This window comes from Leucobacter sp. cx-328 (genome assembly GCF_014530035.1).
Taxonomy (GTDB): domain Bacteria; phylum Actinomycetota; class Actinomycetes; order Actinomycetales; family Microbacteriaceae; genus Leucobacter.
The window spans coordinates 55416-80574 of sequence record NZ_JACVMX010000011.1; the positions used below are offsets into that span (position 1 = coordinate 55416).

23 protein-coding genes are annotated in these 25159 nt (G+C 58.6%); 15 read left to right on the forward strand and 8 right to left on the reverse strand.

Features of this window, described 5'->3' with window-relative positions:
• Positions 1-365 precede the first annotated feature (365 nt).
• Positions 366-791 carry a hypothetical protein gene (locus ICL81_RS11305; RefSeq protein ID WP_188034978.1) on the forward strand — a complete coding sequence of 142 codons (426 nt, stop codon included), beginning with the start codon at positions 366-368 and terminating at the stop codon, positions 789-791.
• 90 nt (positions 792-881) lie between these two features.
• Here ICL81_RS11305 and ICL81_RS11310 read toward each other — a convergent pair whose 3' ends face one another.
• The 4 genes from ICL81_RS11310 to ICL81_RS11325 form a co-directional block, all read right to left on the reverse strand.
• The gene (locus ICL81_RS11310; protein WP_188034979.1) at positions 882-1382 is read right to left on the reverse strand and encodes a PACE efflux transporter; all 501 of its coding nucleotides are present in this window, start codon (positions 1380-1382) and stop codon (positions 882-884) included.
• A 254-nt stretch (positions 1383-1636) separates the two neighbouring features.
• Positions 1637-2527: a metal ABC transporter permease gene (locus ICL81_RS11315; protein WP_188034980.1), complete on the reverse strand. Its 891-nt coding sequence runs from the start codon at positions 2525-2527 to the stop codon at positions 1637-1639.
• Complete coding sequence (locus tag ICL81_RS11320) at positions 2524-3267, reverse strand: metal ABC transporter ATP-binding protein (protein ID WP_188034981.1); 744 nt, start codon at positions 3265-3267, stop codon at positions 2524-2526. Before ICL81_RS11320 ends, ICL81_RS11315 begins: the two co-directional genes overlap by 4 nt.
• On the reverse strand, positions 3264-4265 hold the full coding sequence (locus tag ICL81_RS11325) for a metal ABC transporter substrate-binding protein (RefSeq protein ID WP_188035021.1): 1002 nt from the start codon (positions 4263-4265) through the stop codon (positions 3264-3266). Before ICL81_RS11325 ends, ICL81_RS11320 begins: the two co-directional genes overlap by 4 nt.
• A gap of 435 nt (positions 4266-4700) precedes the next feature.
• On the opposite strand from ICL81_RS11325, the gene ICL81_RS11330 reads away from it, so the two are divergent.
• The gene (locus ICL81_RS11330; RefSeq protein ID WP_188034982.1) at positions 4701-6524 is read left to right on the forward strand and encodes an alkaline phosphatase family protein; all 1824 of its coding nucleotides are present in this window, start codon (positions 4701-4703) and stop codon (positions 6522-6524) included.
• Positions 6525-6693: 169 nt separating this feature from the next.
• A complete protein-coding gene (locus tag ICL81_RS11335; RefSeq protein ID WP_215394796.1) occupies positions 6694-7602 on the forward strand; it encodes a carbonic anhydrase in 909 nt (302 codons plus the stop codon).
• Positions 7603-7630: 28 nt separating this feature from the next.
• Here the strand turns inward: ICL81_RS11335 and ICL81_RS11340 are convergent, their stop codons facing one another.
• The 3 genes from ICL81_RS11340 to ICL81_RS12235 form a co-directional block, all read right to left on the reverse strand.
• Positions 7631-8536 carry a hypothetical protein gene (locus tag ICL81_RS11340; RefSeq protein ID WP_188034983.1) on the reverse strand — a complete coding sequence of 302 codons (906 nt, stop codon included), beginning with the start codon at positions 8534-8536 and terminating at the stop codon, positions 7631-7633.
• Positions 8537-8641: 105 nt separating this feature from the next.
• Positions 8642-11626 carry an Ig domain-containing protein gene (locus ICL81_RS11345; protein WP_188034984.1) on the reverse strand — a complete coding sequence of 995 codons (2985 nt, stop codon included), beginning with the start codon at positions 11624-11626 and terminating at the stop codon, positions 8642-8644.
• A 192-nt stretch (positions 11627-11818) separates the two neighbouring features.
• The gene (locus tag ICL81_RS12235) at positions 11819-14716 is read right to left on the reverse strand and encodes a Calx-beta domain-containing protein (protein ID WP_188034985.1); all 2898 of its coding nucleotides are present in this window, start codon (positions 14714-14716) and stop codon (positions 11819-11821) included.
• Positions 14717-14982: 266 nt separating this feature from the next.
• Between ICL81_RS12235 and ICL81_RS11355 the strand changes: the two genes are divergently transcribed.
• The 9 genes from ICL81_RS11355 to ICL81_RS11395 all read left to right on the forward strand — a co-directional run bounded on the left by ICL81_RS11355 (position 14983) and on the right by ICL81_RS11395 (position 22187).
• The gene (locus ICL81_RS11355) at positions 14983-15681 is read left to right on the forward strand and encodes a hypothetical protein (RefSeq protein WP_188034986.1); all 699 of its coding nucleotides are present in this window, start codon (positions 14983-14985) and stop codon (positions 15679-15681) included.
• A gap of 83 nt (positions 15682-15764) precedes the next feature.
• Complete coding sequence (locus tag ICL81_RS11360) at positions 15765-16466, forward strand: HAD family hydrolase (RefSeq protein ID WP_188034987.1); 702 nt, start codon at positions 15765-15767, stop codon at positions 16464-16466.
• Between the two features lie 8 nt (positions 16467-16474).
• Positions 16475-17491 carry a phosphate/phosphite/phosphonate ABC transporter substrate-binding protein gene (gene phnD, locus ICL81_RS11365; RefSeq protein ID WP_188034988.1) on the forward strand — a complete coding sequence of 339 codons (1017 nt, stop codon included), beginning with the start codon at positions 16475-16477 and terminating at the stop codon, positions 17489-17491.
• Positions 17492-17506: 15 nt separating this feature from the next.
• Positions 17507-18343, forward strand: a complete 837-nt coding sequence (phnC, locus tag ICL81_RS11370; RefSeq protein WP_188034989.1) for a phosphonate ABC transporter ATP-binding protein — start codon at positions 17507-17509, stop codon at positions 18341-18343.
• A 1-nt stretch (position 18344) separates the two neighbouring features.
• Positions 18345-19157, forward strand: a complete 813-nt coding sequence (gene phnE, locus ICL81_RS11375; RefSeq protein WP_251382128.1) for a phosphonate ABC transporter, permease protein PhnE — start codon at positions 18345-18347, stop codon at positions 19155-19157.
• On the forward strand, positions 19154-19975 hold the full coding sequence (gene phnE, locus ICL81_RS11380) for a phosphonate ABC transporter, permease protein PhnE (protein WP_188034991.1): 822 nt from the start codon (positions 19154-19156) through the stop codon (positions 19973-19975). The genes phnE (ICL81_RS11375) and phnE (ICL81_RS11380) overlap by 4 nt, the downstream gene beginning before the upstream one ends.
• Entirely contained in the window at positions 19972-20865 is an 894-nt protein-coding gene (locus ICL81_RS11385) for a MurR/RpiR family transcriptional regulator (RefSeq protein ID WP_188034992.1), read from the forward strand. Before phnE (ICL81_RS11380) ends, ICL81_RS11385 begins: the two co-directional genes overlap by 4 nt.
• Before the next feature lie 99 nt (positions 20866-20964).
• Positions 20965-21393 (forward strand): ester cyclase, encoded by a 429-nt coding sequence (locus ICL81_RS11390; RefSeq protein WP_188034993.1) that lies wholly within the window; start codon positions 20965-20967, stop codon positions 21391-21393.
• 47 nt (positions 21394-21440) lie between these two features.
• Positions 21441-22187 carry an alpha/beta fold hydrolase gene (locus tag ICL81_RS11395; protein WP_188034994.1) on the forward strand — a complete coding sequence of 249 codons (747 nt, stop codon included), beginning with the start codon at positions 21441-21443 and terminating at the stop codon, positions 22185-22187.
• Positions 22188-22196: 9 nt separating this feature from the next.
• On the opposite strand, the gene ICL81_RS11400 is transcribed toward ICL81_RS11395, so the two are convergent.
• On the reverse strand, positions 22197-22565 hold the full coding sequence (locus ICL81_RS11400; RefSeq protein WP_188034995.1) for a DUF2200 domain-containing protein: 369 nt from the start codon (positions 22563-22565) through the stop codon (positions 22197-22199).
• Positions 22566-22751: 186 nt separating this feature from the next.
• Here ICL81_RS11400 and ICL81_RS11405 point away from each other — a divergent pair, with 186 nt between their 5' ends.
• From ICL81_RS11405 to ICL81_RS11415, 3 genes are read left to right on the forward strand one after another with little or no spacing between them, the layout of a single operon-like run.
• Positions 22752-23564: an ABC transporter substrate-binding protein gene (locus tag ICL81_RS11405; RefSeq protein WP_188034996.1), complete on the forward strand. Its 813-nt coding sequence runs from the start codon at positions 22752-22754 to the stop codon at positions 23562-23564.
• A 59-nt stretch (positions 23565-23623) separates the two neighbouring features.
• A complete protein-coding gene (locus ICL81_RS11410) occupies positions 23624-24277 on the forward strand; it encodes an amino acid ABC transporter permease (RefSeq protein ID WP_188023259.1) in 654 nt (217 codons plus the stop codon).
• A complete protein-coding gene (locus ICL81_RS11415; protein ID WP_370566883.1) occupies positions 24270-25154 on the forward strand; it encodes an amino acid ABC transporter ATP-binding protein in 885 nt (294 codons plus the stop codon). Before ICL81_RS11410 ends, ICL81_RS11415 begins: the two co-directional genes overlap by 8 nt.
• The last annotated feature ends 5 nt before the right edge of the window (positions 25155-25159 follow it).

Consider the following 25159-nt stretch of genomic DNA (forward strand, 5'->3'; position numbering starts at 1 on the left):
GACTCTGGCATGAAACCCCGTGGGATGGCGATCCTGGCTTGGCGCCCTTCCTCCGACGACTGATCTATCAGTTCTCGGGCCCGTCACAGCTGGGCAAGCGTGGCGAACCGGCGTATGTGCGTCCGGCGAACCCCGCCTGCCCAATCTGCAAATCCCCCATGAACCAGCACCACTTTGACCGCGGCGGCCCGGGCAAGCCGACTCACTTCCGCTGCCCGCCCCCACAAGAACGCAGCGAAGAAGCGACTATCTAGGCATTCCCTGTGAGGTAACCACAGAATTGCTTGCAGGGGATTCACAGTAGGCATACAGTGCAATTACACCCCCAAAACATAACTTGGGAGTTCCACAAGAGAGGAAGACCAATGAAGACACCCCTCATCTCCGCGGTAGCACTTGCGGCCGCAATCCCCCTCCTCCTCACCGGATGCGGCGCCGACAACACCAGCACCGACGAAGAAACCGGAACGAGTACTGGCACAAACACAGGCACGAACGACACCTCGCCAGTTCAAGACGCTGACACCCTCTTCGGAGACCTGCAGAACGCAGGCAGCATTCCCAAGGACTTCCCTGCAACCAAGGATCTTCGCGTTGAAGTAAACGACGACGAGTTCGCGATCGCCTGGAAAGGTGACGCAATGACCAATGGCTGCAAGCCTGGCGATGCATCACCCAACTCAACCGCGAGCATCCTGCTCATTGCAGACGGCGCTCTGACCGACATCCAGCAGTGCGGTGGGGTCTGGCAGGCAACCCAGGCAGACGGTTCACACGTAGCCTGGAACTAGCGACGCAAGTAGCTAACTAGCAAAAGCCCCCGGGGTTGCAGATCGCAACACCGGGGGCTTTCTCTATGGGCGGATCGATCCGCGCCACAACTATTCAGCGGAGGGTAGGCCGCAGACCTTATCGAACGCCCAGGTGTAGACGACGGTGAAGACAAGGAAGAAGACAAGCAGGCTGGACTCGATAGCGAGCGCTTCGAGCAGGCTCACGCCAAGGGTGATGGCAACGAGCGGAATAGTGAAGATGAGTACGCCACCTTCATAGCCGAATGCGTGGATCGCACGCATGAGTGGGCCGCGGTGGGTGACTCCGGAACGACGTTCGATGAACTCGAAAATCATGTTCCAGACATAGTTCCAGCCGGTCGCGGTGAGCGTCAGCAGCACCGCGGTCAGGGTTGAGTTGGCTCCGCCATGACCAAGAAGCATACCCAGCACGAAGATCGTGAAGAGCAGGCTGAATCCTTCGTATCCGATAACGAATACCACGCGGCGCAGCACGGGGGAACCCCCGAAGAAGCGCGCAGGCTTCACGCTAGCGGAGACAACAGGGAGCGAAATGCCCCCGGTGATTGCGGCGATCGGGCCGGTCACTGTTGCGGAAAGAATCTCGGCCGGAATGGCATGAGTATTGGACGGGGGTGTGGTTTGCGAAGGCAAACCGGGGGTGTGGCCTGGGGCGGTCACGAGTATCACTCCAAATGATGCAACGCTACGCGGGAGGCAACCGTTACCCCTCTTTTGCACGTATACGTTGGTGAATTCATTATATGGGCACTGATTCAGTAGTCAATTTCAAATTTGACGACTGAAATCGAAGCGTTACTCTTCCCCCAGGCCACTACCAATCACACATTTGCCACGGAACCCGCCTGCTGGAGCTCTTTGCTCCGCCGCCACGCCTGGAGCCTTACCCCCACAAGGCCATGCCGCGGGCTAAACAAATACACCAGCCCGAACACGACTCCCTGCGCAAGCACCACCATGCCACCAGAAGCAGTGTCAAGGTAATAGCTCGTATACAACCCCACCACTGCGCACACTGCGGAAATCAGCGGCGCGATAACGAGCATTCGTCCGAAACGATCCGTCAGCAGATAGGCAGTTGCGCCAGGAATGATCAACATCGCTACCACGAGCACCACGCCGACCGCTTGCAGCGCAACCACCGATGTCACAGCAAGCAGTCCCAACAGCACCGCACCGAGCAAACGCGGATTCAGCCCAATTGCGTACGCGTGCGTAGGGTCAAACGCGTAGAGCGTGAAGTCACGTCGTTTCACTACCAACACCACCAGTGCGAGCGCACCCAGCACGAAGATCTGCACGAGATCCTGACTCGATACTCCAAGGAGATTGCCGAAGATAATGTGATTCAAATCAGTGTTGGACGGTGTCACCGAGATCAGTACCAGCCCAAGCGCGAAGAGCGTCGTGAACACAATCCCGATCGCGGCGTCCTCCTTCACCCGACTCGTGCCACGTACCGCACCAATGAGCCCCACGGCAATGAACCCAAACACCACAGCGCCAATCGCGAATGGCACACCAGCGATATACGCAAGCACAACCCCAGGAAGTACCGCATGCGACACAGCATCGCCCATGAGTGACCACCCGATTAGGACCAACCAGCACGAAAGCACCGCGCACACCACAGATGCAATAAGCGTCGTTGCCAACGCCCGCACCATGAACTCATACCCAAAGGGCTCAGACAGAAAATCAATCACACTCATTCGCCAACTCCTCGCCGCATGACATCCAACCCAAACGCCCGCGCCAAGTGTTCGGGGCGCAATACTTCTTCCGGAGCACCATGCATCAGCACCTTGCGCATGAGCAACAACGCCTCGTCTGCAAGCTCTGGAAGTGCATGTAGATCATGGGTGGACACGAGCACAGTCACACCCTCGGAAGCAAGCTCCCGCAATAGCCGCGTCATCGTTGCCTCCGATCGCTTGTCGACGCCCGCAAACGGTTCGTCGAGCAACAAGACTTTCGCTTCCTGCGCGATTCCGCGAGCAACAAATGCGCGCTTCTTTTGCCCGCCAGAGAGTTGTCCGATCTGCCGATCCGCCAACTCAGTAAGCTCAACTCGCTCCAGCGCGTGAGCGACCGCCGCACGATCAGAAGCACGGGGACGTCGCGTCACCCCCATCTTTCCGTACCGGCCAGTCATGACAACTTCTCGCACCGAGAGCGGAAATGCCCAATCCACTGCCTCACTCTGCGGCACGTACCCAACGACACCTCGTCTCCTGGCGCGAATTGGCGATTCACCGTTGATGAGCACTGTGCCGGCATCGGGCCGCACGATTCCCATGATGGTCTTGAATAGCGTCGACTTTCCCGACCCATTCATGCCGATGAGCCCGCACACGCGACCCGGTTGAATCTCGAGCTCGGCACTGTCGAGCGCAAGCACCTCACCGTAGTGCACAGTGACCCCCGAGACAGCAATTGCAGCAGTGCTCACTTGTTTGCTCCCGTCAGAGCTGCAGCGATGGTGTGCGAGTCGTGCCGAATCATGTCAAGGTACGTCGGCACGGGACCCGAAGCTTCAGACAGAGAATCGACATACAAGACCCCACCAAACTCGGCTGGTGTTGCTTCTACGACTCGCTTCATTGGCGCAGCAGAAACCGTTGACTCGCAGAAGACCGCCGGGACATTATTCTCCTGAACGAACTCAATGGTCGAGGCGATCTGGCGCGGGGTTGCTTGCTGCTCGGCATTCACCGCCCAGATGTATTTCTCAGTGAGCCCAGCGTCGCGCGCAAGATACGAGAACGCACCTTCGCACGTCACGAGCGCCCGTTGCTCATCGGGCAATGGCGCGAGCGCCGCAATCAGATCATCCTGTACTTCCTGCAGCTCCTGCTTGTAGGCCGCCGCGTTCGTCTCATAATCTGCCGCGTGTGCCGGGTCTAGCTCTGAGAATGCTGCAACCATGTTGTCCACGTAGACCTGCACATTTGTCGGACTCATCCACGCGTGAGGATTCGGCATGCCAGCGTACGCATCTTCGCGAATATCGATTTCGGCAATCCCTTCGCTCACAACCACGTGCGGAACATCGATGCCTGACACAAATTGTTCGAACCAGGCTTCAAGATTCATCCCGTTGTCGAGAATGAGATCAGCCTCCGCCGCGCGTCGAATATCGCCAGGCGTGGGTTCGTAGCCGTGAATCTCGGCGCCCACCTTCGTAATCGACTCAACCCGCAAGTGCTCGCCAGCAACGTTCTCTGCAACATCTGCAAGCACCGTGAAGGTGGTCAAGACGACCGGTCGATCATCACTTTCACTGCCAGCCCCAGTGCCGGCGACATCGATATTTGCGCAGGCGGTTACGCCACCAACGAGCAGTGCGAGTGCGCAGCCCGCACCCGCCAACCGACGCCCACGGCTCAGGTGACGGTATTGGATTTCGTTTTGGTTTTGGCCCTGGTTACGATTTCGACTTCCGAACATCACTTCACTGCCCTCATTCACTCGGCAAGCCCACTCAAATCAGGATCTGTTCGAGCAAGCACCCAATCAACATCAACACTCGCAACACTAATGTTCGACGTGCCGAACTTGCAAGTCGCCAGTCTCGTATTTTCGCAAAACAAGACTGCAAACGGTTTCTTGTAATGCCAATTTCCCTGCCACACAGGGACACCAAGAAGCCCCGGCCAAATGGCGAGGTCACCCTCTGCACCACGCCCCCCAGTTGTCAATACAGGCCTCACTAAGGATGAAAATCAGATGCTGTCTATACAACTGAACGCGAGGTAACGCACCCGCGAAGCGTAGGTGCTCCTCGGGCGTGTCGTGGCATCACGCCGGGCTTCTCTTCACACTTGGCTACGTCGCGGCAGCTTCGCCGCGGTCACCACCTTCAACATTTTGGAGCAGTACATCGTGCGGAAAAAGACGGTAGTCGCGTCACTCGGCGCATTCGCATTGGGCGTCTCGGGCGTCTGTGCGGGCATCGCCCCTGCAGCCATTGCGGCCGAAACCACCGAGCCCAAGACTAAGACGCTTGTCATCGGCATCGACGGCGCCTCATTCGACGTGATGGCAAACGCAAATATGCCCAACGTGCAGGCGCTGCAGGCAGCGGGCCTCACCTCGCCAAGCAACCTTGCGGGCAGCCCACTTGGCCCGACCGTTTCGGGTGTGGCATGGTCCTCCATCGCCACGGGCGTGTGGCCGAATAAGCACAACGTCTACGACAACAACTTCACCGCGCCGAACTACGCGCAGTACCCCGACTATCTCACCCGCACCGAGGCCGCTGCAGCTGACCGCAACAGCCTCGTCGTCGGAACCTGGGGTCCGATCTCCAAGACCATCTTCGGCGCTGCGGTCGATGAGCGCGTTGCTGGCGGAAACGATGCCGGTACCACCGCTGCCGTTGTGGATCGCCTCACCACCGGCAACCCCGACGACATCTTCGTCCATCTCGACGAGGTGGACGGCGCTGGCCACAGCACCGGATCCAGTTCGCAGGCATATGTCACCGCCATGGAGCGAGCAGACGCACAGATCGGCGAGATGGTGCGCGCTGTCGAGGCACGTCCGACCTATGCCCAGGAGGATTGGCTCATTGTGGTCACCTCAGATCACGGCCACACTCCCACTGGCGGCCATGGCGGATCGTCGAAGCTCGAACGCAAGACCTTCGTCGTCGCGAAGGGCGCCGAGTTTGCGGCTGGCTCCTGGCGAGACGACGTCAAGATCACCGATATCGCGCCGACGGTGCTTGCGCACAACGGCATCACCGCCGACTCCGCATGGGAACTCGATGGCCTCAACGTCGATGAGATCGTCCCCGACGACTTCGACTCGCTCCGCCCGATCTTGCAGCCCGCAGTTCAGGAGCAGGGTCCCGGCGATCGGCTCGGCTGGACCTCGCAGGCACCCGAAGGCTGGACCGTTGACAACTCGAAGATGCCCACCGGCGGAGCACCTGAGTACAGCGGTTGGACATTCATGACCGACGATTTCTTCTCAAACACTGAGCTCGGCCAGTTCCGTGAAAACAACGTGTTCTCGCGCAACGTGTTCGCCGTCGCCGACTCTGACGAGTGGGACGATGTCAATCCGAAGAGCGGCCGCAACTTCAACTCAACGCTGCAGACTCCCGCATATGAGCTCAATGGCGCAGGCACCGTTGACCTCTCCTTCGTCTCCGACTACGCCGTCGACGGCCCACAGGGTGCGGCAGTCTGGCTACACTTCGATGCTGAGTCTGGCATTCCCCGCCAGAAGCTGATCGAGTACCCCTCGGACGGCACCCGCGAGAACCCCGTCAACAAGATCGAGAACGAGACCATTTCGCTCCCCCGCGATGCTGCTGGCAAGCTCCCGAAGACGATGAGCGTGCACTTCTCATATGACGGCGTGAACAGTGCGTGGTGGGCAATCGACCAGGTGCGCGTGACGCAGCCGGATGCGCCCGTCACGCCCGAGCCGGAGACCCCTGGCCCCGAGACGCCCGGACCCGAGACGCCCGGCAACGGTGGCAACACCGGCGGCGGAACCGGCGGAGCGAGCGGCACTGGCGGCGGATCCGCACCGAACGACGCCAAGCCCGGCGCAGACTCAGCTGACGCGTCACTCGCAAACACTGGCTCAGACGCGGTCTCGGGCTGGGTCATTGGCGGATCCATTACGGCTCTGCTCGCGGGTGCTGGTGCGTTGATCGCGCAGCGGATCCGCCGAACCAACGTGGACAGCTAACACCGCTACCAGCCTCGCCGCCGGTAGTAAAAAGTGCCTTCGGGAAGACCAATCCCAGGGTTTCGGGCTTCCCGAAGGCAATATTTCTTACGGAGGCGAAGTTGGGAGCTCGCCCCGGAGACCAAGCTGTGACTCCCCGAAGTGCGCATCGCAGACTACGATCCTTGTCATGGGCAACTCACAGCACGGCGAGCACGGAAACCACGACAACCGCCCCGAAGCGCCTCCGCAGGGCACCAATGAGGAGCGCGTGCTCCAAATCCACTGGGTTGCGCAGTCGGATCGGCCGGCTCCGATCGCCGCGGCAACTCCTGCCGAAGCGCTCGAGCTACTGAGTGCGGGAAGCCGGGCGTTCGGCTCACTCGGTTCACGCGGCGGCGTCATCAAGATGCACCTCGATCCCGAAGCGTTCGGCTTCGTGAACACCTCCGATAATGATGGCATTCTCAACCAGGAGCCTTTTGCGGCAGTGCTCAGCTGCTCCGATGCGCGCGTCCCCATCGAGATCGCGCTCGGCCGCGGTGCCAACGATCTGTTCGTCGTTAGGGTCGCTGGCAACGTCCCAGGAGCGGCTTGCCTCGGCAGCCTCCACTACGCATCTGAGCATCTGCCCCGCGTGCAGCTCTTCTCCGTCATCGGCCATTCGCAGTGCGGAGCGGTAACGGCCGCGGTCGATGCACTGCTCAACCCCGGCATGTACCTGCCAATCGCACAGCTCGCACCGCTGCGCGAGATCGTCGACTCGATCTTCGGTAGCGTCCGGCTCGCAGCCTACGCAATCGCACAGATCACGGGCAACGCGACTTTCATCTCAGCGGCTCACTCCCCCGAGCTACGCGAAGTACTCATCGCCGTGAGCGCCGTAGCAAACTCTGCACTCGGCGCAAACGTCGTCGCCAGAAACCTTGGCCGCGAGGCGGCGTTCGGTATTTATGACCTCGGTGAGCGTACGATCGGCTCCATGCGAGCCGACGGCTGGGAGGCGGGTCTTCGAATGGCTCCAATGACCGATGCCGACCTTACGGCAGTCATTCGCGAAGCAGCCGAGGGGCATCTCGCTGCTGCTGGATTGGCCTAAGCCACGCGCCAGACCCCGCGCGCTGCCGCTACGACCCGATCCGCCCCTGCGACTGCGCGTACTTGATGCCGAGCTCGAACCGCGAGCCAACGCCAGCAGCAAGCATTGCGTCTGCCACACGGCGGCTCACGGTGCGCATGGAAAGCCCAAGGGCTTCCGCGATCCGCGCATCGGTCCAACCGAGCGACATCAGACTGAGCACGTCTGCGGCGCCGCGGGCATAGGAGTCCCACAGAATTCCAGACGACCAGTGGTCGTCGAACACACGCTGCAGTGGCGCGACAATCGAGGTACGGCGGGTAAGGAAGTAGCTCTCTTCCGAAGAGTCACCTTCGTCAGTCGACAGTACCGCTGCTGCACCGTTGTACACCGCAAATAGGAAGGGTGATGAGCGCACGCGCACCTCAATGCCGAGCGCGGTGATGTACTCCGCGAGCGTATTGAGTGTGCCATCCGCGTCCCGCGGAGGCAGGATTAGCCGCAGTTTGAACCGGCCACTCGCCAGGATGCTCTGGATGAGCTCTGGCTGCATATCGTTCATCCAGTTGTGCTCATCGAACTCCGGCAGATCTGGAATCACGAGGTCCATGTTGAGCTGGCCCTCTTGGTTCTCAACCAGCAGGTTGAACCAGTGCTGCCAGAACCCAGCCTGGCCATACAACACTTGCTCACCGGAGGTGAGTTCCTCGGCATGCAGCCAAACTTCGTAATAAGACAGCAGGAGCTGCAATGACTCCGCAGGGAAGTCGACTTTGCCATACTCTGGCCGCTGCAGAATGAAGTATTCGTCCTGCAGGTACCCGAGCCCCGCTTCAATTAGCCCGTCAACGATGCCGCGAAGGCGCGCGTCTTCCGGGTAGCGACGCAGGCCAAGGCGTCCAATTTCTTCATATTCCCGGTGTAGCTGAGCCGGGAGAAACTGCTTTTCATCCACGGACAAAAATTAACACATGTGTAGCACACGGAATTACGTAACGGCCGAAGAATTCTCCGGCCGTTACGTAATCGCCGCCAGGATTACCCCTGGCACAGCCCTCAGTTAGTTCGCACCCCGACCCTTCCGACGACGGGCGCGGATCATTCCCCACGCACCAGCCGCAATCGCGATCGCAGCAGCCGAACCGAGCAAGAGCGGGTTCAGGTCGGAGCCGGTGCGAGCCAAGTCGGAACCGGGGCCTGACTTGTCTCCCTGGCCTGATCCGCCATTGCCACCATTACCGCCGTTGTCATCGCCGCCGTTGTCATCGCCGCCGTTGTCATCGGCAACAACGGTGAACGGGAACTTCTCGACACTTTCGCCTGCCCCATTCTGCGCGGTCACCGTCAGAACGTATTTACCCGGCTTGGTCGGGGTGCCATCGATGTCGATCTCGTCACCCGCAGTGGCTGCCATGCTTGCCCAATCAACTGGCTCGTCCGATCCCACGGCCGTCACGACCGCGGTCGTGCTGTCTGCCGGGGTAGCGGTTGCGTGCCAGCCGACGTCTTCGCCGACCACAATCGGGGCATCCTGCGACTCGGTATCAGTTCGCGTGAGCTCGATCTGAGGCGCACCAAACACAGTGATCTTAAATGTCCGCGACTCGGCTTCATTCGCTGCACGTGACTGCCCGTCAATACCGCGACCAATCGTGATCTCAGTCGAACCGGCCGTAGTCGGTGTTCCTGCGAGCGTGCCCGTAGCGCCGTCAAAGGTCATGCCCGCGGGCAACACACCCGAAATTCCTAGGGGTTCGCTCCCCGGAACCATGTTCGCGAGCTGCGTCGAGGATTCCTGGCCAAGCGGCAACATGAATTCCTCACCGTCCTCACCGGTGAAGATTGGCTCGTCGGTGATCTGCAGGCTGAAGTCCTTGAAATCCTGCGGCGCATCAGCGGGCATCGCATACGGGGAGGACTCAGTCACACGGAGTGTGTAAGTGCCGGCAGCGACCGGAGTTCCGGTCACGTACCATGCTCCGCTTGCATCCGCCCGCGTCTTCAGGCCCTCGGGAACTGGCTTCGACTTCCCTTCAGCGTCTAGGTATTTGGCCGAGTATGACGCTTCGGTGCCTGACACTTCAACGGTTTGAAGGTCTACAGGGGTACCCGCGCGAACCGAGAAGCCATCACTGTTTGCGAAGAGGGTCGCTTCAGGGTCGACACGGAGCTGCGCAGTGAACGACTCCTCGTTTTCACCGGTCACCTCGAATGTGTATGAACCAGGCCGAGTCGGTACACCGCTGAAGATCTGGGTGTCCCGGTCAAAGACCAGCCCTGGCACGACGCCTTCTTCAACAGTGAGCGCGCCAAATGCCTCGGTGTCAGAGAGCTTGGTTTCGTAGTCGCGACCAAAAATAGCGGTCGCGAGCTTGACCGTTTCGCCAGGGGCAACTGCCAGGCCTACGCTCACGACTGCCGGAGTCGGGGGCGACTCGAAATCTTCGCTTTCATAACGCTCACGACCACCGTGCTCGTAGGCAGTGAAGTGAATCGACTTGCCAACTTCTGCTTGTGTCACGGTGTGTGCCACGCCCGTTGCTGTCGCCAATGGCTTGCCGTCGAGATACCACTGATAGCGAACATCGTTTTTCGGAGACCCGGTCTGCTGAATAAAGTGCGTCTCCGCGGTCAATACGTCACCGACCTGAGGCGTGTTTCGATTATCAGGAATCACGACGCGGAAAGCTGACTCTTGTTCGAGCATCGTCGCAGGCATCGCTTTGCATGATTTTTCGGCGCGCGAGGTGACGAACGCACCGTTCGGAACGATGGTGCCGTCGCTCGTACCTACTGCTACCGTGAGCGGTCCGTTGAAGTACCATACTCGGCCGAGCGCAGCACCTGTCTTCCAGTTCGCGTACGCGTTGACGGACGGAAGCGTGAATACGCTTGAGCCCCACAGTTTCGGTCCGACCGTCATCGCGATGCTGCGCGATACAGTCGTTGAACGCGAGTGGGCGTACTGGAACTGACCGTTGACCTTCACACCCACTTTTGAGCCGCTGGTTTTGCTCTCTAACTCGTAGGAGCCTTCGATGCCTACGCCGACAGTCCACTCGTGTGCACGCTGCTTCTCAACGGCCACGGTCTCAGTGATAGTCGCGTCACCCTTGTTGTTAATGCCCATCGACCAGTCGTTCGCAATGCAATCGAGGCTGAGACTATTGGTGTTGTACACCGTTGCTTGCTTCGCCGGATCGAGCACGATAGCTTCAGGCAGGAAATACCCGTCCTTGGTTGCCTCCGCCCGGTTACCAACAAATTCATTCGCTTTGTTGAGCGGGCGGGCCCAGAGATTCTTCCCGGCGAACGCGCTTGATTTCGGCCGCGACTGGAACGCAACCGCACCAAGAACCATGCGTTCCTGCAGGTAGGACCACTCTGTATGGTTTGCATTGTCGTTCATGACGGAGAACTGCATCTCCGGGTTGGTGTTGGCATTTGCGTCACCGCAATTGGGGGTGACACCACGTGCACGACCGTTGGAGTTCTTTGAGGGGCCACCGTCAAAGCCGTTGCCGGTGCTGAACAAGCAGTGCTTGGGGTACTTCCAGCTCCGAAGCACAAACCGTGGCATGCTGGTGGCACTGCCGCCATTCGCTTCCCACGTGGTGCTGTCGGTCTGATCGTTGAGGTCCTCAGAATCGGCGCCAATTGCAAGCGGCTCGACCACCCAAGATTTGCTTGCGTCGTTGTTGCAGCCGGTCCACTGCACACCGTGTTCGTGGTCGTCATTCTTGCCACCTTTAGTCGCAAGACACTTCTTGCCGTCAAGGCTTTGAATGCGCACCGTTCCGGGGTAAGCAGAGCTCGGCTTCATGCTCCATTTTTTACTCGGAGATGCGGCGAAATGGTCATTCGCCACACCAACCTGGAGTGAGCCGCCTGGGCCTTCGCCATCTGCAGCCTGCGCGGGAGTACCAGCTGGCATCATCGCCAGCGAGATCGCCAACCCGGCGCTAAGAGCGCCTGCAAGCAGCGCGCGTACGACAGTTTTACTGCTGATGCGCGAAATCGAATGAGTCTTGTGGACTCTGTGCATGAGAACTCCTTGAAGTTTCGGAACAAGGAAAATCGTAAACCCGCTGACCCCGGTACGTGCGGGATTGGCGATTTTCTGCCAATCATTTTGAGCGAACGAACGAAATCGTCTCGGCACAATGCTTCCCAGATACGAAAGGGGCGGTGCGCATCGTTTCAGATCGCACCGCCCCTCAATTCATATCGCGAGCAACTAGCTCAGCTTGCGTTGACGTTTCGCGATCAGGGCCGATCCACCAGCCAACGCAAGTAGCACGCCTCCCAAGGCAACTCCCCAGAGCGTTCCGCCTGCACCGGTATTGGCAAGACCAGTGCCGCCGTTGGCGGTGCCATGACCGTCACCGGCTCCATTGCCGCCTGAGTCACCCGATCCATCGTCGCCACCGTCGGTGTTTCCATCGTCGTCAGTGTAGGTTACGGAGCCGGTGACGGATGCCTCACCGACCAAGCTGTACTGATCTGGTTCGCTGAGGTTGAGGCTGAACTCGAAGTCGCCAGAGATACCCGATCTCGGCAACGTCTGCACAGACACTTTCTTGGGCGCTTCCTCGTCTGCTGCCCAGGTGAGTACCTCGTCAACCGCGACATAGTGAGTGTCTGCGATCGCGGTGTTGTCCTGTGACCTCACTCGAACGGTTGCCTCACCAGTCCAAGGATTTACTTCAGCGTTTTCACGCGTCACCGCAAAGTGCAGCTCGGCACCGGCCGCCGCCTGTCCCGGCTCTCCCAGAGAAAGGATGGTTGGCTCGGGGGCGGGGTAGGTCATACGCACACCGCTCAACCAGCCGCGAGGCGGAATCTTCACGCGACCCATATCCTGCCCCTGACCCGAGAGATACAGCGCAAACATGCGGCTCGGATCTCCGGCTTTTCCTGGCTCGGTCTTCACCGTAATGGTCTGCACCTCAGGCCCGCCCTCGGCAAAAGTCACCACCTGGTCAATGGCCTCGTAGTGCTCGCCTGCTTTTGCGTTACCGTCGCGTGATGCCACCCGAACGCTCGCTTCGCCTGTGTACGGACGCGCCACATCATTATTGCGCGTAATTCGGAAGGTGACGTCTTTGCTTCCAGCCTCAACGATCTGCGGTGCGCTAATCGAGAACTTTGTCGGCCCTGGCTCTGGGTACGTAATCGTGCCGTCGCTCGAGAAGCCACCACCAAGCTCCGTCATTCCAGACGGAGTCGGATCTGAAAGCACAAGTTCGAAGCCGAACTCTCCTGACAGGGTGACATCATCGACCGTGCTGACGGTGATGTACTTGTCTGCAGTCTCCCCAGCACCCCACGTAAGTGTCTCGTCTACCGCTGTGAAGTGTGTTCCGCCAATAGCGGTGCCGTTTTCGCTCTGTACGCGAACACTTGCTTGGCCGGTGTATGGGTTGAGGACCGCATCGGTACGGGAAATCACGAAGTCAAGATCGCTGCCAGCCTCAACCGCCTGGTCTTCCCCGATTTCAAACACGGTCATTCCCGGAGCTGGCACGGTGATGTTGAATCGCTGAGTCATCGTATTGCCGAGTGCATCAGCGACACGTACTTCGAATTCTGAGTCACCAGGTGCATCTGGGATACCGCTGAGTCGTCCGTCCACAACCTGTAGCCACGCTGGTGCAGTGTCACTCACCGTTACCGAGTCAGCGGGGAAACCTGCCGTGTAGGTTACCTCGCTCTCCCAAGCCTGGCCGACGGGAACAGTTGCACTGTCGGGGCTCGTAATCGAGCTCCACACTCTGGATCGTTCGACAGTTCCGGTAAACCGGTCGTTCTGCTTGGCCTCATCTGCGAACGTGTATTCAACGGTGTTCCATCCTGGAATCACTTCGATCTGCACAAATGGCAGGTCCGGATCCAGTTCGGGCTCAAGGTTGCCTCCGAAGTCTGGGAAACTCCCATTGCGACGCTCTAGGTCCCCTGTCACGTTGTAACGGTAGGTCTTCGCCCCTTTGGGCACGTAAGCCGTGTCGAGCAAAATGCGCTGTGCGGTGACTGCAAAAGCTCCCTGAGCTGCAGCTGCTGGCGCCTCGGGCAGTCCCTTGAGCGAAGCAATGCTGTTTCCCATTGCCTGCAAGCTGGTCAAACCGGTCAGGCCTGAGAGCGGCTCAATCGAGGTCGCCCCGATGCCGTTCATATGGATGCGGTAAAGCTCTGGCTTATTGCGGATCGCTTCGATGGCATCACCGATCTCACCGTTGTAATTGATCTCGATCGTACGAAGGTCTGGCATGTTTTCGATGCCTGCAAGACTCGTGAGTTTCGCGTAATCCATGCTGATGAACTTCATCTTGGTGAGACCAGCGAGCGGCTCAAGTGAAGCGACGTTCGTGTATCCAGCGCTGAGATTTGTCAGCGAGGTGAGTCCCGCGAGCGGCTCAAGCGAAGCGACCGCCGTTTTATATACGCTCACTGAGGTAAGTGTTGTGATGCTCGCCAGCGGTGAGAGATCTGCAAGCTCAGGGTTCTGGGATGCCGTGAAGTCTTTCAGCGTTGTTGAGCCTGCGAGCGGTGAAAGATCTACAAGCTGTTCGTTTTTGGAAATGTCGAGCTTGCTGAGTTTCGTCAGCGTGCTGAGCGGCGAGATGTCAGTCAGCTGCGGGTTTCCGGTCAACGCCAATGTCGAGATCGTGGCCGCACCTGCAAGGCCGGTCAGACCGGAGTTCGACACCTTGGCATCATTCAGCGTGACACTGTTGATCTTTGGCATCTTGCTCACCGCGGTAAGCGACCCACTGGCTGAGAAATCGTGTTTACCGCCTGCAAAAAACAGGCTGGTCATCTTCTCTGCGTGTTCGATTCCATCAAGCGACGTCACTGCAAAATCACTGCTGCACGACAGGCCAAAAATCGTGTTGAGTTCGTCATGCGTGATCGCGCTGTCAGGCGCTCGACCCCCGCCAAGCTTGGCGTTTACACAGTTGACGAGCTGCGGATCGCCAAATGGCACCGGGTCGGTGCCATTTGGCCCGTCCACGGCGACAGCCGAGGTACTTCCCGCAATTCCTATTCCTGCCGCAAGCGCGAGTGACGCGATTCCGGCAAGCACTCGGCTCCCTCGGTTTCGCCGATGGCTGCGCAACAAACGTTGGTTCTTCACGAGAGCGTGTGCTCCTTCGAGGATCGTTCACCAGAATGAATCGCTGAGCTCACCGCGCAGTTACCCAGGTCAAAGACCTCGATTTCAGCGCAGTCCTTGAGCCAAACTTCAGGCCAATACTAACGGCACGCACATAGCTTTACCAGTGTTTTTAACTAGTTATTCAACAGCTTCAACGACAGACCGCTCAGCGCTAGCGAAAAGTAGCTCCAAACGTTCATTCATTGCTCTGCGTTGCGCTCCTGTTCGTGTGACACAGTCAAGCCGTGACTTCTTCGCCGACCCCGCCTGCGCTTTCCACCGTGCTCGACCAGGTACGTACCGATGCATCCGCCAACCGTTTTGCGCTGTGGGGAAGATCTACTGTCATCGATGAACACACCAAAGTCCCGTCCTTTTCGCAGCCCATCTTTGAGGCATTGCACGCAGCGGCCGGAATCCAAGCCCGATTTCCGGTGGGCAACGCTGGCCTGATCCACGTGTATGGATATTGGTTCTCTGACGTGCTCACGCCGTTTGGATACAAGTTCGACCGCTGGCGCGACGGAGCACTCGCCCACGCCCTAAAACTCCCCTCCCATGCATTTTGGATCGAGAGCCCGGAGCATCCAAGTACCACGGCACTCGATCGAGTGCTTACCGCGATCCACCCGGTTCTCGAGGCCCCCGCAGCAGGAGTGGTGACCGCAGACGCACAGCTGACCCTCGCGTCAGGCACGAGACACAGCCGTCTCGTGCTGTGCCCACCGGCCAAAGCTTCAGCGCTACAACCGGCCGCACTCATCTACGGCATCGCCAGTGCAGCGGCACCGCCAATGAGCGTGCCAGGAACTCCTTCTCCAACCGGTGTACGCCCTGAGTTTCAACTCATCACCGCTTTCCCTTTCTCCGGCGATCCGCAGATTCTGGCCACAGACTTCACGACTGATCCGCGCCCGCGTTGGAATGCTGTCGTCGACCCTTAACCTGACGTTCATCGCCTCATCGACATCTCGTCCATTTGCACTCCTAAGTTTGGATTTATCGTCCAAATCGGAAGGAAGTGCGCATGGCACCGAGTATCGTCTTCGACTTTGATGGCACCCTAGCCACAGGTCACGGCCCAGTTCGCGAGTATGCCCGCATCGTTGCGCCGCTCACAGACGCAGGGTTCGCGGATCGTGTCGAAACAGAGCTCGAACAATTTGACGCTGGACTCTCGAGCTATCGTGACGGGTACGACATCGTCGGTTCGCTCGCCCGTGCATCAGGAATAACGGTTGCCGAGACTCAGACAGCCTACGACGGCAGCCGCGAGGCACTTGGAACTCAGCGGGCTCCCGTCTCAACCATGCCAGATCTCGCAGGGTTCCTCGCAGGTCTCGCGCAGTCTGCGACTCTCGTACTCGCGACCAACGCGCCAAACGTCGGTGTTGATCGTGTGCTCGATAGTTGGGGCGTTCGCGAATATTTCACCGAACTACATTTTGTCGTCGGGAAGCCAGCTGGACTGATCCACTTGGTTTCTCGACTTCGGGAGTCAGGCCCCGTACTCGCCATCGGTGACATCGCAGAGTTCGATCTTGCGCCAGCATCTGAACTCGGCGCAGATACCGCCCTTGTCGGCGCGACCGCGCCGCACTCCCCTGCTTCGGTCACGATGCGCGGCGCCTCACTCGCCGACATCCGCCCCGAAATTGAAGCCTGGGCCGCGACCGCGGCGTCCAGTACCCGTGAGTCACTCGACTCAGAAACCGCCATCGAAAGGTAATCATCCTCATGCGCAAAACACTCTTTGCTGCTGGCGCCCTCACCGTCGCGGCACTCGCTCTCACCGGTTGCAGCACGAGCGGCACCGGCGAATCAGATGCCGCGACCGGCACCACTGAATGGCCAGATTCGATCACGCTCTCACTCGTACCGTCAGTTGAGGGTGAAGATCTTGCTGAGGCGCTTGACCCGCTGACCACCTACCTCTCTGAAAACCTCGGAATCAAGGTCGATGGTGTTGTTGCAAGTGACTACGCAGCAACTGTTGAAGCGTTGGGCGCGGATCAGGCACAGGTCATCATCGCCGATGCCGGATCGCTCTACAACGCGATGGAGCAATACGACGCGAAGCTCGCGCTGCGTGACGTTCGGTTCGGTGCTACTTCATACGCGGCAGTCGGGTACACGAACAACCCTGACAAGTACTGCGCAGACGCACCAGTGCAGGCGAACTACGCAGCGAGCGGCATTGAGCTTTCGTACTGCAATGGGACTGAGCAGGCCGGAGTTGATGCAGCAGGTGCCGGCCCAGCAGGTATCGAGGCGCTGAGCAAGATTTCCAAGGGCACCAAGGTTGCGATGCAGGCAGCGACATCTCCTGCTGGCTACCAGTACCCGATTGTGGCTATGCGTGACGCGGGTATCGACACTGACAAAGACATCACGCAGGTTCCTGTCGAGGGAAACAACAACGCGGTACTTTCCGTATACAACGGTGACGCAGAAGTGAGCTTCGGTTACTGGGATGCTCGTACGACCGTCACCACTGAGGCACCCGATGTCGCTGACAAGGTCGTGGCATTCGCGTACACCGAGATGATCCCGAACGGTGGCGTCGCTGTTTCCTCGACACTTCCCGCTGACTTGGTCGCTGACCTGACCAAGCTCATGGATGAGTACGCGGACTCCTCCGAAGAGGCAAAAACCGTCATGTTTGATCTTGTCGGCCTTTCCGACTGGACCAGCACGACCGATGAAGCAGAGATCGCGCGCTACGGCGAGATCCTCACCCAGTTCAGTAACTAAGGCATCCGCAACACAATGACGCTTCACCCCGATGTGCGCCACGAGGCGACGGCACCTGCTTTAGCTGCCGCCGCCTCGTGGCGCATCGCCCTTGACCACGTCTCAGTCACGTACCCCAACGGCACGCGTGCACTCCAAGACGTCTCCCTTACCGTGGAACCCGGTGAAATGGTGTCGATCGTTGGCCTGTCTGGCTCAGGAAAATCGACCCTGATTCGCACCATCAACGGCCTCGTCCCTATCTCCACAGGCGAAGTGCACGTTGGACCGCACCGTGTCTCGGCTTTGCGCGGCAAGGCCCTCCGTGAAGCTCGCGGGCACATCGGCATGATTTTTCAGTCATTCAATCTTGCTGAGCGCGCCAATGTGTACCGCAACACCTTGGTCGGACGGTTCGCGCATTCTCCGAGCTATCGCACATTGCTCGGCATGCCAAGCGCCCAGGACCGAGACATCGCACTCACTGCGCTTCATTCTGTTGGCATGCTCGAAAAGGTGTGGACGCGCGCTGGCTCGCTCTCCGGCGGCCAAAAACAGCGCGTCGCGATTGCCCGCGCGCTCACGCAAGAGCCGAGCCTCATGCTCGCTGATGAGCCGGTCGCAAGCCTTGATCCGCCCACCGCGCATGCCGTGATGTCTGACCTCGCACGTATCAACGCTGACCGCGGCCTCACTGTGCTCGTCAACATTCACCTGATGGATCTGGCGCGGCAATACACCGCTCGCATGATTGGTTTGCGAGACGGTCGCATCGTGTACGACGGCTCTGCTGCCGAAGCCAGCGACTCAGATTTCGAAGAAATTTATGGGCGTCCCATTCAGCCTCGTGATCAGCTCGGAACGAGTGTCTGAGTTGTCTGACACCATGCCTCAGGTGCTTGTCCTCCCGCCCAAGCCGAAACGCGGTCTTCGACTCGCTCTCATCATCAGCGCGGTCGCTCTGTTCACCGCCGCTACTTGCGTCCCTGCAATTGGTGGCATTGAGATCGATTTCGGCGCGATTGCACGAAACTGGCGCAACGGAGCTGAAAAGGTCGCTCAGCTCATGCAGCCCAACTTCGCGTTCTTACCGCGCACGTGGGCTCCCATGCTTGAAACCCTGCAGATGGCCCTCATCGGTGCAGTGATCGCAGCACTCATTTCGGTGCCGGTGACGCTGTGGGCCGCAGCCCCCACCAATCCCAACGCACTGACACGCGGCCTCGTTCGCACAGTCGTTAACGTCATTCGCGCGGTGCCAGATTTGGTGTACGCAACTGTTCTCGTCGCCATGCTCGGAGTTGGTGCGCTCCCCGGCGTCGTCACTCTGGTGCTGTTCAATTTGGGCGTCGTCGTCAAGCTTGTTTCTGAAGCGATCGATTCCTCTGACCACCAATACATGGAAGCCGGCCGCGCCGCCGGTGGCACCCAGTTCCAGATCAATCATGCCACCGCGCTCCCACAAGTCTGGCCGCTTTTCACCAACCAGTGGCTATACGCCCTGGAACTGAATGTCCGTATCTCCGCGATCCTCGGAATCGTCGGCGCAGGAGGCATTGGCCGTTTGCTCGATGAGCGCCGTGGTTTCTATGCCTACTCCGACGTCTCAGTCATCATTCTTGAAATTCTCGTTGTCGTCATCGCAATCGAGCTTCTTTCTAACCTCGTGCGCAGGAGACTCGTATGACCTCACCTAACCTGGCTTCGGTCGAGTCGTTGCTACCTCCTCGTCCCTCGCGCCTCGCCGCCACACTTTGGTCTCTTGCTGTCGCAGTTATTGTGCTTGTAGCCGCCAGCGGTCTACAGATCACCTGGGCTGACCTCCCTTCGCTGCCAGGGCGGATCGCTAACTACCTCTGGCTCATGTTCGAATCTCCCAATTGGGAGAAATTACCGCGCGCACTCTTCGAAACGTGGCGCTCCATCTCAATGGCATGGCTCGGTGCGATGATCTGCGTCATCATTTCGGTTCCGCTCGGAATGCTCGCCGCGAATTCAGTAGGACCATGGTGGTTACGAACGATACTCAGAGGCGCGTTCGCGGTCATTCGCGCTGTGCCAGAGGTCATCATCGCACTGGTACTCCTGACGGTGACAGGGCTCACTCCGCTCACTGGCGCGCTCGCACTCGGCATCGCGGGTATCGGCACGCAAGGGAAATGGGTGTACGAGACCGTCGAGTCAGTGCGCGACGGCGCACCTGAGGCTGTGCGTTCAGCGGGCGGCACAACTGCCGCTGTAACGCGCTGGGCACTCTGGCCAGCAGTAGCGCCCGCGCTCATGTCGTTTGCACTCTACCGATTTGAAATCAACATTCGAACCTCTGCTGTGCTCGGCCTCGTTGGCGCGGGTGGTATCGGCAGCATGCTCTCGAACTACACAAATTATCGGCAATGGGACACCGTGGGCATGCTGCTCATTGTGGTCATCGTTGCCACCATGCTGATGGATACCGTCTCAGGTTCGATCAGACGGCGACTCATGCAAGGAGGCCACTCATCATGACTTGGACAGGCGCTACAGATGCTCGACCCAGTGCACGTATTGCGACGCTGGGGCCGGGATTGCAAAAGACCGAGCGCAAGGTGGTTGAAGCAATCGCTGCAGACCGCGAACGTGTCGTCGAATTTACCGCCCAAGACCTTGCCACCTGGGCAGGAGTAGGGCGCACCACAGTCATTCGTGCGGCGCAGTCATTGGGCTACGACGGCTATCCCCAGCTCCGAGTAGCACTGGTGCAAGAACTCGCTCTTGAATCGGCAGCAATCAATGTTGCAAGCGAGCACGTCGACGATGCAGCCGCAGATGAGAGTGCGCTGACGGCACTTCGTTCACGAGTCCACCAAATTGGCGCTCGCCTCGACGACACCCTCGCGGCGCTCACTCCGCAGGCTGTCGATGGATTCCTCTCCACTCTTGAACACGCACAGCGCCTATTGGTCGTCGCAAATGGTCTCTCAGGCCCGCTCGGGCTCGCCCTTGTGATGCGGCTCAACGCCGCAGGCCGTTCGGTCGAACACTTCACTGATCCGATTGCGCAGCAGATCGCTGCGCGACAGCTTGGACCGGGTTCTGCGTGCGTTGTCTTCTCTGGTTCCGGCGCAAGTCGGCCCACGCTTGATGCGATGGAGGCAGCGCAAGAAGGTGGTGCGCAGGTCATCGCAATCACCTCATTCGCGCGGTCTGCAATTGTTGCCCGTGCAGATGTGGCGCTCGTCGTTCCTCCGATTAACAACAGCTTCCATGACGAACTCATTCACACGTCGCGGGCAGCACTCATGCTGCTCACGGAAGAGCTCGTCGATATGTATGTTTCACGTCGCGGTGCGCACGGTCGCGCAGCCCGTGACGCGGCGCTCACCGTGCTTGCCAAGGCAATGACCGACGAGGTCTAGCACTCGCAGCACTCGTTTTCTCGGCTGCCAACCACTGAGCCGCTGCTTGTGTCACGGCATGTGCAGGTTCGGCCTGCTCGCACACCGTACCCTTGAGGTATGACGCGAAGCACCGCAGAAACTATCCACGGCTTCCTCGCCGAGATCCGCAGTGGCGAAGCCCCCGAGCGAGCCGACATCTATCTTGCCTCTGAGGTACTCGCGCATCAGGTCGTAGCAGGCATGCAGACGACCCTTGAACGCACACCCAGCAATTACACCGAGCACGTGCACGAGATGATCGACATGTTCGGGCACTTCGAGCTGACGATTGACGAGCTACTCGTCAACGGTGACAAGGCATACGTACGGTGGATCCAGCACGGCCACCACATCGGCGTAATCGATGGGTTCGAGCCCACCGGACGTCCGCTTGAGAGCATCGGGAGCGCCGTCTATCGCGTGGTCGACGGGTTTATCGTCGAGTACTGGATTCAACAGGAGTCCGTAGGCCTGCGTGCACAGCTTGAGGCGCTCGCGGGCGCATAGCTCGTTTGTTCCAGCCATAAGGTCTCTGTCGCAGCTATTGTGGAGCCATGACGGGGCAAGATCGCACGTACCGTGCTGGCGAGATTGAGATCGCATTCACCGATACGCCTGGTCCGACGGGCAAGACTTTCGTGCTTATCCACGGCATTGGGATGGGGCGAGTGACCTTTACCGAGGTTGCATCCGATCTCGCGGTTGACGGCCGGGTGCTCGCGCTCGACCTGCCTGGATTCGGAGATTCACCAGAGCCTGGCACCACCACATCTTTGGAGGAGACCGCACGCGTAGTTACCGAGTTCATCCGGAGTGAGGCACCCGGTCGCGTGCATCTTGTCGGCCATTCAATGGGCACGCAAATTGTCGCTGAAATCGCGCTGCATCACCCAGACCTTGTCGCAAGCCTCGTACTCATCGCGCCAACGGTCAATAAGTATGAGCGCACCGCAACCAAACAGGCGCTTCGCATGGTGCAAGACCTCACTGGCGAGGATCCCAAAGTTATCTTCACCGGAATGTGGGAGTACTTGCATACGAGCCCCCGCTGGTTTGCAAGCAAGCTGAAGTTCATGTTGCACCATCATCTCGAGCGACTGTGCCCGCACATCCAGGTGCCGACGCTAGTGATCCGCGGCGAGACCGATCGTGTGTGTCCCAGAACATGGGTGAGCGAAGTGGCTGAGGCGATTCCTCACGCGCGCATGGAAGAAATCCCCGGCCGCGGCCACGAAGCGATCATCAAGAGTGCGCAACCTGTCGCAGAGATGGTGCGGGAATTCACCACGCCACTGCGCTAGCCAGCCGGTTTAACCAGCCTGCGGTGCGCGCAAGATCTTTTCCATCGCTTTCCCCTTTGCGAGCTCATCGATGAGCTTGTCGAGGTAGCGGATCTCACGCATGAGCGGATCTTCGATCTCTTCGATCCGCACACCGCAAATGACGCCCTTGATTGCCGAACGTGCCTCATTCAGTTTGGGAGCCTCGTCAAAGAACTCTTCCAGGTTTGTCTCGTTTCCTGGGGTAATCAGTTCAGCCAGCTGTGCCTGAGAGTAGCCCGTCAGCCAACAGATGATCTCGTCGACCTCAGCTGCTGTGCGGCCCTTCCGCTCAGCCTTCGCTGTGTAGTTCGGGTAGAGATCCGAAAATGCGAGCTTGTAAATGCGATGTCCAGCCATACCCAGATTGTACGCAGTGAACTCGGAATCGGAACTCTAGCCGACTTCGTGGCACAAGGCGCAATGGTATAGCTCAAACCTATGGCTGCTATAGACCGCCCTCGGCTTGCGCGGCTTCCTGACTTTCCCGAGACTGTTTGAAAGTGCCAGCAATGACGCGGGTATTGAACAAGGGATACAAAGACAATGATCACTCGTAAAAAGACTGCTCTAATTGCCGCTTTTGCAGCGGCACTTCTCACCTTGAGCGGATGCAGCTCAGCTCCAAAGGACGGCGATGCTGCCACTGAAGACGGTGGGCAGCGAACTGTCACAATTGTCACTTCCAACGATGCCCCTTTCTCCTTCGTCGATGATGCGACAGGTGAACTGACTGGCATCGACGGTGACATGCTCAATGCCATGGCTGAACAGCTCGATTGGGACATCGAAGTTGTAGTTACAGACTTCGCCACGATGCCGCAGACAGTTCTTTCGAAAAAAGCAGACTTCATTGCTGATGGGCTATACGTAACCGACGAACGCAAGAAAACGCTCGCGTTCTCTGACACTTGGTATTACCAGGGCGAAGGCATGCTCGTCCCTGCGGATTCAACCCTTAAGAACCGTGAAGACGCGAAGGACAAGACGATCGGCGTCATGACCGGAACCACTCACCTCGAGATCGCGCAATCGCTGACCGGCGAGGGCAACATCAAGATGTACGACTCTCAGGCGAACATGCTCCAGGCAGTGGCCAACGGTCAGGTTGACGCTGCATTCACAGACCAGGCAGTCGTCGCATGGAGCCTCGAACAGAACCCGAACCCGAAGGTCAAGCTCGTCACCCCCTACGAGCCTTACTTCCCCGGCACGATCGCTGCCGCATTCCGCCAGGATGATGACAGCAAGAAGCTGCTTGACGACCTCAACAGCGCTCTTGCAGATTTGAAGGCTACGCCGAAGTACCTTGAGATTCTTAAGAAGTACGGTCTGACCGAAGATAACGCAGCAGAATAATCGCCGTTTGAGCGGGGTACCTGTAAACGGACCCCGCTCAAGCATTTGAAAGGTCCATCATGGAGTTCCTTGAAAGCGTCTTTAGCGTTTTCCCATCACTCATTCGAGCGATTCCAGTTGTCGCTCAGCTCGCAATCGGGGCGATGATTCTTGCTCTAGTCCTAGGTTTACTAGTAGCGCTGGCGCGTCTTTCACAAAGCAAGATTCTGCGCGCAATTGCAACAATCTACGTTGAAGTACTACGCGGCACCCCGTTACTCGTTCAGCTCGTGTACATCTACTTCGTACTCCCAACCGTTGGCATCTCACTGGACCCCATCGCGGCAGGCATAGTGGGTCTTGGGCTGAACTACGCAGCATACCTTTCTGAGGTGTATCGAACTTCCATCCTTGCGATCGACTCGGGCCAGACAGAGGCTGCGCTTTCTCTCGGCTACACTCCAACAAAAACACTATGGAAGATTGTGATTCCGCAATCATTTAAGGTGGCGCTTGGACCGATCGGCAACTACTTCATAGCAATGGTGAAAGACACCGCCCTAACTTCGGTCATTGCGGTCTCTGAGATCCTCAAGACTGCCAACACTTTGAACGCACAGACTTTCCAAACCGTTGAAATCTATACGGCTGCGGCTCTGCTGTATCTCGCTCTGTCGCTCCCACTCTCGCGTCTTGTTATTGTGCTCGAACGAAAGGTCCGCGCTCGTGCCTAATTCGGTCATCAGCATCCAAAACGTCCATAAGAGCTTCCAAATCGGGGAAAAGCCGACACTCTGGCAACGTCTCGTTGGACGCACCTCCACCCGTAAAACACTTGAAGTCTTGAAAGGCGTTGATCTCGAAGTGAGGCCCGGAGAAGTGGTGGTTCTCATCGGTTCGAGCGGCTCCGGAAAATCGACGTTGCTTCGTTGCATCAACAAGCTCGAGGTCATCGACAGCGGTGAGATTCTCGTCAACGATCATCTCGTCGGCTACAGACGAAGTGATGGAAAACTGGTTTCGGAATCGGCGAAGGACACGGCGCGCAAGCGACAAGACATCGCGATGGTGTTCCAGCATTTCAATCTCTTCATGAATAAGACCGCACTGGAAAACGTAGTCGCGCCTCTCCGAGACGTTAAAAAGCTGTCTAAAGCCGACGCGATTAATCTGGCCGTCCCTGCGCTCGAGCTTGTCGGCCTTGCAGATCGCATGGAGAACTACCCTTCACGGCTCTCTGGGGGCCAAAAACAGCGTGTGGCTATCGCGCGCGCGATGGCAATGGAACCAAGCGTCATGCTTTTCGACGAGCCAACCTCTGCGCTCGACCCTGAGCTTGTCGGCGAGGTCCTCGCGGTCATTAAGAAAATCGCTAGCACCGGTACGACAATGATGATCGTGACTCACGAGATGCAATTTGCCAAGGAGATCGCTGATCGAGTCATCGTGATGGACAACGGCCGAATCGTAGAACAGGGTCCGCCGAATGAGATATTCGAGTTCCCGAAGCACACGAAGACCCGTGCCTTGCTCCGCCGCTCAGGCCTCCTCGACACTCCAGAGACAGAAGTCGTAGGAGTCGTTCCGTTAGAAATTGAGGACGACGTCTAGTAATT